The 12,599-nt window shown below is 45.4% G+C and carries 11 protein-coding genes; 8 read left to right on the top strand and 3 right to left on the bottom strand.

Features of this window, described 5'->3' with window-relative positions; all coding sequences use genetic code 11:
* Positions 1-105 precede the first annotated feature (105 nt).
* From HBAL_RS15250 to HBAL_RS15235, 4 genes are all read left to right on the top strand, one after another.
* The gene (locus HBAL_RS15250) at positions 106-1,935 is read left to right on the top strand and encodes a tetratricopeptide repeat protein (protein WP_015828851.1); all 1,830 of its coding nucleotides are present in this window, start codon (positions 106-108) and stop codon (positions 1,933-1,935) included.
* Between the two features lie 32 nt (positions 1,936-1,967).
* Positions 1,968-2,957, top strand: coding sequence for an endonuclease/exonuclease/phosphatase family protein (locus HBAL_RS15245; RefSeq protein ID WP_149037437.1), 990 nt, complete (start codon positions 1,968-1,970; stop codon positions 2,955-2,957).
* 116 nt (positions 2,958-3,073) lie between these two features.
* Positions 3,074-3,652, top strand: coding sequence for a hypothetical protein (locus HBAL_RS15240; RefSeq protein ID WP_015828849.1), 579 nt, complete (start codon positions 3,074-3,076; stop codon positions 3,650-3,652).
* Between the two features lie 26 nt (positions 3,653-3,678).
* Positions 3,679-5,676, top strand: a complete 1,998-nt coding sequence (locus HBAL_RS15235; protein WP_015828848.1) for a cation:proton antiporter — start codon at positions 3,679-3,681, stop codon at positions 5,674-5,676.
* On the opposite strand, the gene HBAL_RS15230 is transcribed toward HBAL_RS15235, so the two are convergent.
* Positions 5,677-6,396, bottom strand: a complete 720-nt coding sequence (locus tag HBAL_RS15230; protein ID WP_015828847.1) for a M48 family metallopeptidase — start codon at positions 6,394-6,396, stop codon at positions 5,677-5,679.
* Positions 6,397-6,452: 56 nt separating this feature from the next.
* Here HBAL_RS15230 and HBAL_RS15225 point away from each other — a divergent pair, with 56 nt between their 5' ends.
* A complete protein-coding gene (locus HBAL_RS15225; RefSeq protein WP_015828846.1) occupies positions 6,453-8,057 on the top strand; it encodes a hypothetical protein in 1,605 nt (534 codons plus the stop codon).
* Between the two features lie 81 nt (positions 8,058-8,138).
* Here the strand turns inward: HBAL_RS15225 and HBAL_RS15220 are convergent, their stop codons facing one another.
* A complete protein-coding gene (locus HBAL_RS15220; RefSeq protein ID WP_041301700.1) occupies positions 8,139-8,759 on the bottom strand; it encodes an SCO family protein in 621 nt (206 codons plus the stop codon).
* 87 nt (positions 8,760-8,846) lie between these two features.
* Here HBAL_RS15220 and HBAL_RS15215 point away from each other — a divergent pair, with 87 nt between their 5' ends.
* From HBAL_RS15215 to HBAL_RS15205, 3 genes are all read left to right on the top strand, one after another.
* The gene (locus HBAL_RS15215; protein WP_015828844.1) at positions 8,847-10,238 is read left to right on the top strand and encodes an ActS/PrrB/RegB family redox-sensitive histidine kinase; all 1,392 of its coding nucleotides are present in this window, start codon (positions 8,847-8,849) and stop codon (positions 10,236-10,238) included.
* A gap of 134 nt (positions 10,239-10,372) precedes the next feature.
* Positions 10,373-10,939, top strand: a complete 567-nt coding sequence (locus HBAL_RS15210; protein ID WP_015828843.1) for an ActR/PrrA/RegA family redox response regulator transcription factor — start codon at positions 10,373-10,375, stop codon at positions 10,937-10,939.
* Between the two features lie 84 nt (positions 10,940-11,023).
* Entirely contained in the window at positions 11,024-12,028 is a 1,005-nt protein-coding gene (locus tag HBAL_RS15205) for an autotransporter outer membrane beta-barrel domain-containing protein (RefSeq protein ID WP_015828842.1), read from the top strand.
* Between the two features lie 43 nt (positions 12,029-12,071).
* Here the strand turns inward: HBAL_RS15205 and HBAL_RS15200 are convergent, their stop codons facing one another.
* On the bottom strand, positions 12,072-12,566 hold the full coding sequence (locus HBAL_RS15200; protein ID WP_015828841.1) for a hypothetical protein: 495 nt from the start codon (positions 12,564-12,566) through the stop codon (positions 12,072-12,074).
* Positions 12,567-12,599 lie beyond the last annotated feature (33 nt).

Raw genomic sequence — 12,599 nt, 5'->3', positions numbered from 1 at the left:
GTTTGAAGTAAAATAATTAAGGCCAGGGCTTATGCCTTGGCCTTTTTTTTGGCATTGCAATAGAGTTGCTGTGACTGAGAGGCTTGTGATTTAAGGTGATTTAGGATGAGTACAAAATTGAGTGTTCAGCAGCTACTTCATCAAGGAATGAGTTTATATAACCAAAAAGATTATCGGCGAGCATATGATGTTTTTAGCAAAGCGAAGAAACTAGCTCCGCAAAACTTTGACGCGGTTTACTTGTTGGCTGTGTGTCTAAATCAGTTGGGGCGGCTGGAAGATGCAAAAAAGCAATTTCTAAATGCAATTCAATTAAACCCAAGCCATGCTGAAGCAATAAATACACTTGGAAATGTATTGTCAAAACAGGGGAAACTGTTTTCAGCCATAAAAATGTATCGCAAGTCTGTAAAAGCAAATGTAAATTATCTCCCTGCTTTTTTGAACCTCGCGCAAAAACTCATAGTGGCGGGTCAGCATGCTGAAGCCCAGCAATATTTACGTCGTATATTGGAAGCGGAGCCGAATAACACATTAGCACTCATTGCTATGGCAGACGCTTATTTGGGATGTAATCAATTTGAAGATGCTTTAGAATATCTGTTAAGGGCTCAGGCAATTTCGCCTGAAAATGCATATATAGAATTTCGATTCATTCAAATATGTCTATCGCGTTGTGAGTTTGATGAAGTTGAGAAAAACCTGTCTGCTTACGAGAAAAAGCATGGTTTATCTGCGGAAGTCACACAGCTTAAAGCAAAGTATTATTTTGAAGCAGGCAAATATAATGAAGCACAAATATTCATTGGTAATTGTCTAAAAGCCTATGACGATCAGATTTTAATGGGGCTTCTTTTGAAGCTTGAAGGATTGAAATTACCAAGGCCAGAATTTATCAATTATGTATCAAAAGCGGTGGAAACTTATGAGAGCAAACCGGAGTATTTGCTTGTTGCTCTGGAGAGTTTGATAGATGTCGAAGCCTATGAACAAGCTAAAATGTTCTTTGAGAAACTTCCTAAAAGTATAACGCAGCAAGTTGAATTTTTGACTCTTGGGGCGGGTATTTATGAGAATTGGCCAGAGGGTTGGACTTTAGCATCTCGGCTTGCGCAACGTGCATTAGATCAACAACCCGAAAATGAAGTTATTGCTACCCGATTGGTTCGCGTGTTGCTGAAGACTGCTAAAGTGAAAAAAGCTTCTGAAATCGTCGATATTTGGCGAAAAAATTTGCCGAACAGTCAGTTTTGGCTGGCTTATGAAACGACTGTTTTGCGCGTTTTAGACACTGAAAAATATAAACAAATTTGCAACTACAATGAGATGGTTCAGGTATATGAACTTGAAACGCCAAAGGGGTATGCCTCTATGGAAAGTTTCAATGCTGATTTGGCGCAAGCTATCACGGATCTGCACACCTATGAGCAAACGCCGCTTGATCAATCGGTACGTTTGGGCACCCAGTCGCTTAGGTCTCTAGAATTTGAAAAAAGTCCAGTTATTCAAAAATATATTGAAGCACTGAAAGTGCCGATAATGGCTTATATCGAGCATTTAAAGCAATTTGATCATTTGCAATTAGGCGCGCGCATAACAGATGGTTTTAATATCCAAGGGTGTTGGTCTGTACGACTTTCTGCAGGAGGACGACATGTCAATCATATCCATCCTGATGGTTGGATCAGTTCTGCTTATTATGTGAAAACACCTAAAAAATCAGAAATTGAAAAAGATGGGTGGATTAAATTTGGAGAGCCGCCTTTCGTAATTGAGGGGGGAGACGGCGTAGAGAGGTGGATAAAACCAAAAGCAGGTCAACTTGTTTTGTTTCCGTCATATTTTTGGCATGGGGTGAGCCCTGTTATTTCTGATGAAATTCGCATAACAGCTCCTTTCGACTTAGTGCCGACTTTACCGGCGTGTAGCTTATAAATAGCTGATTTGAATTTCAGAACGGGTGTGATGTGACACAAATTTCAGTGACGACGTTTAATTGCGAAAATTTGATGATGCGGTGTGATTTTTCAGCGCAAACCATTCCCGACCTTGGAAACAAAATCACGTTGATTGATGATTCAGAAAAAGCCAATCAAATTGATGAGCTTTTTAATGTCTTATCTGAAGATGATCGCACTTTGACGGCGCAAGCCTTATCGGCTTCTCAGGCAGATATTTGCTGTTTGCAAGAAGTTGAAAACCTTGTCACTTTGACAGCATTTCACAATCGGTATCTACGGCGATGGCTTAAAAAAGGTTATTTTTACAGGGCGTTGGTAGAAGGCAATGATCAACGCGGTATTGATGTTGGGGTTTTGTCGCGCGTTAAAATCATACGCAAATTAAGCCATGCCGACAAAACCTACGCAGATTTAAACATTAAGCCGCCTTTGGGTTGCCATGAAAATGACCGCATTTTTCGCCGCGATTGTTTAGAGATAGAGGTTGAAAAAGAGGGTAAGTCACTCACGCTGTTTGTGTGTCATTTCAAATCCATGCATGGCGGTCGAACGGAGACGAAGCCTGTTCGAGAGGCTGAAGCGAAGGCGGTCCGTATACTCATCGAGCAGCGTTTTGCTGATCCTGAAGCAGAAAACTGGATCGCGCTGGGAGATTTCAATGATTATTTCGAGCTAGATGGTGCAACGCTTTTTGACCACGGATTAGGGCCTTTAATCAGAGATGGGTTTGCTATTGATGCAGGTGTCACTCTTGAGAAATCTCCGTTAAATCGCTGGACGCATTACTATAGTCATGGTGATGTTTATGGTGCACTGGACCATATATTTATGTCTCCTTCTCTTGCTGCACGTAACCAGGATGCAAGACTGAGGATTGTTAGGGCAGGGCAGCCATTGAGAGCAAATCGATATAAAGGGCACCGCTTTGGTGGTGTGGGGTGGATGCGTCCCAAATCTTCAGACCATTGCCCATTGTCCGTGACTCTTAGTATATAAACTGCCAAATTGATCCAAATGGGCGTGCAATGGATGTTATTTCAATTTAACTGATTGTTTTACATCTATTATTATAGTTCTTCATGAGCAGAAAATCTTTTTCTAAAGAGAATAAAATGACAAAAACCAAAGATGCAACAAAGTTTGAAATCCTGATAGAGCGCGCTGGTGAATATCAGGAGTTAGCCAAAGAAAACTATGATCGTGTGCGTCGTATTGCAAATGGAATACAGTCAGGTTTTTGCAAATATTTAGCTTCTACAGATGGGGTTTGTGTGCATTTAGTTCCTGCTCAAGGCCCGTTCCAACCGAAAGAATATGGGGATGCAGCATTTTCCATGCCTCCGCGCGGCTTCCGCCATATCGGACCAATTGCTTTTGGTTTGGCTGTGCGCGTGACACGGGGCACCGATTGGTTGAGGATGTCACTTATTTGTTCAAAAAAAGGTGACTTTTTCGAAGTTTCCATTGTAGATGGGGAATCTCACAAGTTTGATCTGCCGTTCACAGATGATGATCATCAAGAATTTTATCAAAAGCTGTTTGATCACATCGTGCATTGGTTAGATGAAAAGATAGAGCTTTATCGAGACGGTGATTATAGTTCGCGTAGTATCGGATTTGACTTTTCAGACGAGCATGTTGCGGGTGATGGATTAGCACCGGACATTATTGTCAACACTCCAGTTTCTTGATTTGCCGCCTGAGGGGCGTTTAATATATGCATGATAACTTAATCCTCGCCGTCGCCATTATCGGTGTGCTCGGTATTGGTGCGCAATGGCTAGCTTGGCGTCTTCAGGCACCTGCAATTGTCTTGATGAGTGTTGCCGGACTATTCGTCGGCCCGTTTTGGGCATGGATTTTCGGTGAACCCTTGCTAAATCCTTCCCAAGTCTTTGCATCGGGTGGAGAGGGAGCACATGGCGAGAAAACAAGTAGTCTTTTAGGTCCGATTGTTTCATTGGCCGTTGCAGTTATCTTGTTTGAAGGCGGATTGAATCTGCGTTTCCATGAATTGCGGGAAGCAGGTCGTGCGGTAATGCGATTGGTGTTTATCGGTACGCCTATTGCGTGGGGGCTAGGCACGCTTGCTGCCCACTATGCAGCAGGGCTTTCTTGGCCGGTGGCTATTTTGTTTGCCGGTATTCTGGTGGTGACTGGTCCCACAGTAATCATGCCATTATTGCGTCAGTCCAAATTGGGGGGGAAAGTTGGTTCCACCCTGAAATGGGAAGGTATCGTGAATGATCCTGTCGGTGCATTGCTGGCTGTGATTGTTTATGAAGCTCTGCGCGTTTTGAGCGCAGGTGAAAACCCCCTCTATGCTGCTGGGTGGATTTTCTTTACTGCAGTTATCGCTGGTGCTTTGGGGGTAGCTTTTGGATATGGTTTGGTCCACGCTTTCCGTCGCGGTTGGACGCCTGAATACCTTAAAGCCCCCATATTATTGTCGGCTGTTATTGCCTGTTATTCATTCGCTGAACTGATTGAACACGAAACCGGACTTGTCGCGGTCACAGTGTTTGGTATGGCGATGGCAAACGCCAAATTTGCAAGCTTACAAGAAGTTCGACGTTTCAAAGAGAATATCGCGGTATTGTTGATTTCAGGGGTGTTTGTCATCCTGACGGCAAATCTGAAACCAGAAGACATTGCTTCTGCGTTTAATTTCCCAACATTCGCTTTCTTATTCTGTATGCTATTTATTGTTCGCCCAATTTCAGCAGGTCTGACAACGCTTGGGGCATTGGAGCCCAAAGAATCAGCCTTGATCGGGTGGATAGCGCCTCGCGGTATTGTGGCTGTTGCTATCTCTGGCTTCTTTGCTGAAAGAATGGTGGCGGCAGGATACCCAGATGCAGAGCGTCTAACCACACTTGCTTTCGCGATGGCAATCACAACTGTTGTGTTACATGGGTTTACAATCAAACCGATTGCGAGCTGGTTGGGACTTATTCGAACAAAAAGACCGGGAACTTTGATTGTTGGTTCGACGCCTTGGAGTGTCGGGTTTGCCAAATGTTTGGGAGAAGCCGGTGCCGATGTGATATTGGCTGATTCCAATTATGGTCGATTGCGCGGTGCTCGTCAGGCGAATCTAGACCGGTATTATGGTGAAGTGATTTCTGAAGAAGCTGAATTGCAGCTAGACCACTCCAAATTTGACAGTGTCGTCGCAGTGTCTGCAATTGATCCTTATAACGCGCTAGTGTGTAGTCATTTCGGACCAGAGCTAGGGCGCAATCACGCCTTCCAATTGGCGACACAAGATATTGAGGACGACAACCCAAGAGCTATCAACCTATCTGCGCGTGGCCAGATTTTAGGTGGTAAGGGCCGTACATATGATGCGCTTATTCGTGATACCTATCGGGGCTGGACTTTCACCAAAACGACACTGACTGAAGGCTTTACGTTAGAAAACCTGAAAGCACGTCGGCCAGAGGCTGATTTGTTAGCTGAATTGCGTACAGATGGTAGTCTTGTTTTCCTTGGTCCTGATCGGTCCGCAAAAGGCGGCGCTGGTGTGACTATCATAAGCTTTGGCCCAGAGCGCACAGTGGAAGAGACTGAGAAAAAATCAGAGCCAGAAGAACAATCTAAAGAATCTGACGGAGATGCAGTGTTAGATGGTTCAAAGGCGCAATCTAAAAAGCGTAGTTTACTTGGTAAAGTAAAGAACCAAATCTCGCCTAATGATGGTCCGGCAGTTTAGTTAGCCAATAGCATGCAATGCGCGACCATGTGCGTTCAACCATTGTTTGGCTGGTTGAACGTCTGGAATGCATCGCGCCACATGTGCCCAGAATTTCGCCGAATGGTTCATCTCCAGAAGGTGTGCGCATTCATGGGCGGCGACATAATCTAGAACATACGGCGGCGCGCAAACGAGTCGCCATGAAAAATTGAGATTGTTTTTAGAAGAACAAGACCCCCATCTCGTGCGGGTGTCTTTTATTGAAATACTAGCAGGTTGAACGCCAAGTGTTTGCGCATGCACATTTACACGCCGTGTCAAATCTGCTCTTGCGGCTGCTTTGAGAAATCCAACCACTTTTGCCGGCGTAAGATCAGAGCGGCCGGGCACCATAAGTTTGGGTGGTGTGGTAGAATCATCAATGAAGACGGTACGGCCTTTTATGGCTGTTTGAATGAGGTGATTTTCTCCGCGCAGAGGCGCAAAATGCCCCACTTCCAATAATTGTTGATTTGGAAGTTCATTAAGGCGCTCACAAATCCAATCCACGCGTTCCTGTGCAAATTTTAATGTTGCTTTTTTGTATTTGGGGCCGGGTGAAATAGCGACTGCTTCTCGATTTTTAGAATCTATTTTCAATGAAATACGGCGCGCGCGGGAATTTATATCAAGACGAATCTCGATAGTTTGACCATTATTGGCCATAAGATTGACACGGTGTGTGGGCTTAGTATCCATGGTATGGGATTAACAGTCGTCCGTGGGTGGGCGCAAGCACGTATTGAGGAACAGATATGAGACATTTTATGATTGGTGCGAGTGCGATTGCGCTGTTGGCAGCCTGTGGTGCTGATGATGACCCAAAATCCAAATCCGTTGCAGCAGTTGAGAAATCTCTAGACTCTATGAAAATTGAAGAGGTCAAGCTGCCTAAGCTGGACTTTAAAGCCAAAGATTATGGTCAAACAGCCGAAGTTCTAGCGGCATTGAAACTCGATGGCGAAGCGAACAATCTGATCAGTTTTGCTGACAGTTCAACTGGCAAGGGTGGCGCTGTATTTAAAGACGTTTCCATCAAGCCCAAGGACGAAGATGGCCCTGCTTTGATTGCGAAGACAATGACTTTTGATGGCCTCAATATGACAGATGAAGGCCCGTCATTTGATCGTCTTGTCTTGGCGGATTTATCTCTTGCTGATGAAGAAGAGGGCGTGAACCTTTCTATTGGTGATATTTCTATCGTAGAGCCAAATGCAGCCGCATCGAAATTTTTCGCCGCTCTGATTCAAGGTGAAGAGCCTGAAGACATTGCGCCGTTCAGTGAATGGGCGTTTGATCGTCTCTCTTTAAGTAATCTTTCTGTTGTTGCGACCCCAGATGATGAAGAGGGGACTGTTTCAGCAACAATCGGCGAGCTTTCAATGGCATCCTTGGCTGATGCGATTGCCGGACAAACACTATTCTCAGATATCAAAATTGATTTTGACATTCCAGAAGCAGGCGATTTCCCGATTGTTGGTAGCTTAAACCTCGGCACAATGAGCCTTTCTAATTTGCAAACAGCTATTTTTGATGAATTTGCTGAAGCTGGCTCCGATCCAGAAAAATTAGCTGGTGTAAATTCAGCTATGATGAAGAATTACACCAGCCCGATTGATCAAGGCTTTGATCAAAGCATTGTAGAGGATCTTTCCTTAAGCGTATCTGGCCTAAGCTTTACTATGCCAAAATCAGCGACCAAAGTTGTGCGTAACAGCGATGGCGTGGCAACAGGTGTTGTGAGCCCTAAAACTGTTATGAAATTATCAGCTGATGCAGACGGTGGCCAACTTGGTGCGCAAGTGGCTCAGGCTTTGGCAATGATGGATTACTCTGATCTGGAAATGTCTATTGAAGCGAAAGCATCTTACGACCCTGAGACAGATGAAACACGCTACACTGACTATTCATTGGACTTTAAAGATGCCTTCGCTCTTTCTTTCAATGGTGGTGCTTATAATCTCTTAGAAGCCTTAAAAGGCATGGTGTCAGGTGATGGTGATAGCCCAGATATGGATGCTTTTAATAAAGTAAAATTATCTGATCTTGAAATCTCACTAGAAGATAAATCTATTCTGGATCGTGCATTTAAAGTTGCCGCAGACATGCAGGGCATGGAAGCTGCGCAAGTAAAAAGCATGGCAACAGGTATGTTGGCTATGGGCACTATGCAAGCAAGCCAGTCTGGTGCTGACATGGAATTGGTGAACCAAACAGTGAATGCTTTGACAGCCTTTATTGAAAATTCAGGAACTTTGACGATCAAGTTAGACCCTGAAGCACCTATTTCAGTTGGAGATTTTGAAGACCCAAGTAAGATGACTGTTGAAGCGCTTGGTTTCTCTGCTACAGCGAAATAAATCGCCTATATATAAATAGATAAGGGCCAGAAGCACATCATGCTTCTGGCCCTTTTTTTATATTTTCGTTTGGGTTTAATTTTAGTTGTCGGCTAGTTCAGTAATACATCCGGCCACATCTTTAGGTGCTGCTTCTGACGTAAAAAATGTCTTCAATTTCCAATCTTTATCCATGAGATAGAGAATAGAGAGATGGTCCATTGTATAGCCCATTGTGCTGTCGGGCGCGTCTATTCGTTTGTAACTGGTTTTAAATTCATCGGCTGCCGCTTTGATCGCTTCTGGCGTGCCAGTAAGTCCGATTAATTCGTCTGGAAACCCATTGCTTTCTACATATTGTGCCAGCGCTTCAGGTGTATCTTGTTCAGGGTCAACAGAAATAAGAAGAGTTCTAGGCTTTTCGACGTCTGCTGGCAGAAGGTCCATAGCGGCCCCAACTACGGATAATGTGAAGGGGCAAACATCGGGGCAATTTGTGAAGCCAAAATAGACTAGAGTTTCTTTGCCTTTGTAATCCTCTTGCGTCACTGGCGCGCCTGTATGATCAACCAGTGATATCGGACCACCAATATTTTCATAGGCTCGCGACGCGCAAGTGGATCCTCCACCTGACGAACCTGCGGAAGAACTATTATTGTTAGGCCCGCAAGCACTTACTAGCAAAGTGACCGCAAGGGCTGAAGTCAGAAGAGATTTTTTCATGGAGGCAATATGAAGCGTTTGCCTCCAGTAGCAATAGGCGTTTAAGTCACACTTGAGAAATTCGATTCTAAAACGACTGTGCATGCCATGACTCAAACAGATAATTCAGCAGCCAATGAACGTGCCAATGACATCACCCCATTAATTGACCTCGCGCCTGAGGGGCTAGCGGGGGTTGGATCTGTATTCGGGCGCACACGTGTCCGTACGCTTGTAAGCTTGCGTTGGATTGCTGTTGTCGGTCAGGTATTCGCTGTTTTATTTGTGTATTATGGCTTGGGATATGATCTGCCACTGTCAGGATGTCTAGCTGTTATTTCAGCATCAGCATGGGTGAATGTCGTTTTGACTGCGCTTCATCCTGCGCAACGTCTAGCCAGTCAAAAAGAAACGGCTCTTCAGTCCGCTTTTGATGTTGTCCAACTCACAACTTTGATTGGTCTAACCGGTGGATTGGATAATCCATTCTCTTTTATGATTGTTGCGCCGGTAACGGTTGCCGCTTCAAGGTTAAGGCCTGGATATGCTTTGCTGCTATTAGGTTTGGGGCTTGTGTGTCTGGGGATATTGTCTCTGATATCCGTGCCATTGCCATGGATAGAAGGGGAGACACTTAGTCTACCTTCAACCTATCGCTGGGGCTTGTTTGCAAGCGTGGCTATTGGGCTAACCTTTTTTGCTGTTTCATCTTGGCGAACAGGACGAGATGAGGCCCGCCTCGTGCGTGCGCTTGAAGCGGCGGAAGAAGTGTTGGCCAAAGAGCAGCGCTTGTCCGCGCTTGGTGCATTATCAGCTGCAACAGCGCATGAATTGGGAACACCATTAGCGACAATTCACTTAGTTGCCAAAGAGCTCCAACGTGCCACTGACGAGAAAAGCGAAACATATGAAGATGTTGCTTTGATTGCCGAGCAAGCAGAGCGTTGCCGCAATATCCTCCGCCAAATCTCAAGACGGGGAGAGGCGAGTGATGCGGCACATGCCAAACTACCGGTCTTAGCCCTGATCAAGGAAATATCCGATCCACATGCCGGCCTTGGCATTGATATTCAACTATCAAGTGAACCTCTTGAAGGCCATGTTGGTGAAACAATGTTTCCGCCAGAAATACGTAGGCGGCCTGAGATTATCCATGCGCTTGGTGCGTTTGTCGAAAATGCTGTCAGTTTTGCAGAAAAAGAAGTGCAAGTTGCCGCGCGTTGGTCAGAAGAAGAACTTCGCATTTATATTATTGATGATGGGCCGGGCTTTTCTTCAACAGTCTTACCAAAACTTGGTGAGCCATACTTGTCTCAGAGAGGCGAGAACCAGATTGGCGGCGGTATGGGACTTGGCTTCTTTATCGCGCGAACATTGCTGGAAAGAACGGGTGCACGCATGAAACCCTATAATCGCAGAGCACCTGCTAAAGGGGCGGTTGTCAGAATTTCATGGATGTTAAATACAATTCGAGCTGCACCTGGATGGTCAGAAGAATAAGATACGAAAATCAAGTGGTTGTCAGGGCTTGCATTGCTGTTCCAACGCTTTAGTTTAGAATCAAGTAAAATGCCCCTGATTGTATGGCTTGTGGAAAGTGCCTTAGCTCGGCAGGGGATACAGGAATGAACATAATGGACGCTGAATTCAAGCCAGATGAAGTAATTGCTGCTTTGGAAGATAAATCCCTATTGGTGCTGGATGATGATGCACCATTTCGAGGTCGGTTAGCGCGTGCTTTGACCCAACGTGGTTTTACGGTTTCTGCTTGCGGCACGGTGGCTGAGGCTAAAGACGTCGCGCGTTTAAATCCGCCAGCATTTGCTGTGTTGGATTTGCGGTTGGAAGATGGTTCTGGATTAGATGTTGTGCAGACACTTCATGAGCATAAAGAAGACGCCCGCGCTGTTATTCTGACGGGTTATGGCGCTATCGCAACGGCGGTCGCGGCGGTAAAAGCGGGTGCAGTGGATTATCTCTCAAAACCCGTTGATATTGATGATGTGATTAAAGCACTTCTGACAAAGGCTGGTAATAAACCTGAGCCGCCTGAAAACCCGATGTCAGCTGATCGTGTGCGCTGGGAACATATTCAACGCGTATATGAATTGTGTGATCACAACGTGTCTGAAACAGCTAGACGTCTGAATATGCATCGCAGGACTTTGCAGCGCATTTTAGCCAAGCGCGCACCGCGTTAAATTATCTTCATGAGACTGCCGTCGAATTGACATGATTTTAGGCCTATTTTTCTTTGTATCATTCAAAGGGAAGGGACTTATATCATGGGTAATATCAATCAAAACGACGGTAAAATATGCCTCTATAATTCGGCTGGCATAGACACTGGCGCGCTCAATTCAGAAACTGCAAATCTAGCCCTTGGCGGCGGGAATGCATCTGGAGACATTATTCTGCGCGACGAAGCTGGTCTTGATACAATTCACCTAGATGGTGGAGATGCAAATCTACGCCTTGGCGGTCATGGCCATAATGGTGATATCGGCATGTATTGCGATCAAGGCAATTTGCGTATGCATATTGATGGTGGTGCAGCTAACATTTTCATAGGTGGCAATGGCGCGGGAGGCGATATCGCTCTTAAAAGCCATGACAACCTAACGCGTCTCCATTTAGACGGTGCTCAAGGTAATATTACGTTGGGCGGTAATGGTTCCCAAGGGGATGTCATTGGTTTGAACGCGACAGGCGGTCAAACAGTTCATGTTGATGGCGGTAATGGCAATATCACATTGGGCGGAAACGGGTCTGAAGGAGATGTTACACTCCTTCACACTGAAGGTGGTCAGACAGTCCATATTGACGGTGGAAACGGAAATATCACTCTAGGTGGATCCGGTTCACAAGGTGATGTTGTTCTGCTTGGTGTTTCCGGTCTTCAGTCTGTCCATCTCGATGGTGGAAACGGGAATGGCGTATTTGGCGGCAATGGTGCCAGCGGTGATTTGGCTTTGCTTGATGCTGCAGGGAACACGATTATCCATCTTGACGCAAATGATGCGTGCATAAAAATCAATGGATCATATGTCGCGACCGCAGACCATGTTTTTCAGGCTGATTACGCGCTTCCAAATCTTGCTGATGTAGAAGGTTTCATCGCATCTCAAGGGCATTTGCCGGGTGTGCCATCCGCACAAGACATGCAAAGAGACGGCGTTGATTTAAACGCAATGAACGCAACTTTGCTTGCAAAGATCGAAGAGCTAACGCTTTACGTGATTGAGCAAGGTAAGCGCATTGAAGAGCTAGAAAGCAAGCTTGCAAATTAGTGCATATTAGCAGGGTTGAAAGGCGGCGAAATAGGTCGCCTTTCTAATCTTTAACGCGAGGCTTAGGTGGGTTTTCGGGAGTAGGGCGGCCCGGTTTTGGAAATAGATCCAATTGACGAGGATCAGGTTTACGCACACGCGGTTTTCGAACGCTCAAGCCAAAACGTTCGCGTCTTTTTTCTGGGCGCGTGAAATAGACATCATCTGTATTTTCTTCGGCTCGCGCCGCTTTTTCTGCGATGATCTTTTTATCTTCTGCCTCAGCCTCTTCGATGGAAATAACTTTCCAAAAAGTGATGGCAAAAACAGTGTTTTCATCTTTGTCTTCATAAACGTGCACAAAGCCCTGCGCACGCGCCTTATCTGCCTTATCAAGGGCGTCTTCTAATGCGTCTTTTTCTGGCTTCAACCATTCTGTGACAAGGCTAACACGGGCATTGGCAATGCTGTAAGCTTGCGCCTGCGTCGAGCAAAATTTATTGTCGTCTGAGAAGAGAGCAGAACGAGCGTCTTTAGCAAGCGGATAAGATAGTCCCATTTTGAACGGGATCTCCTGTGAATCGACATGGTG

Source organism: Hirschia baltica ATCC 49814, assembly GCF_000023785.1.
GTDB lineage: Bacteria > Pseudomonadota > Alphaproteobacteria > Caulobacterales > Hyphomonadaceae > Hirschia > Hirschia baltica.
This window is presented reverse-complemented; position numbering and strand designations above follow the sequence as displayed.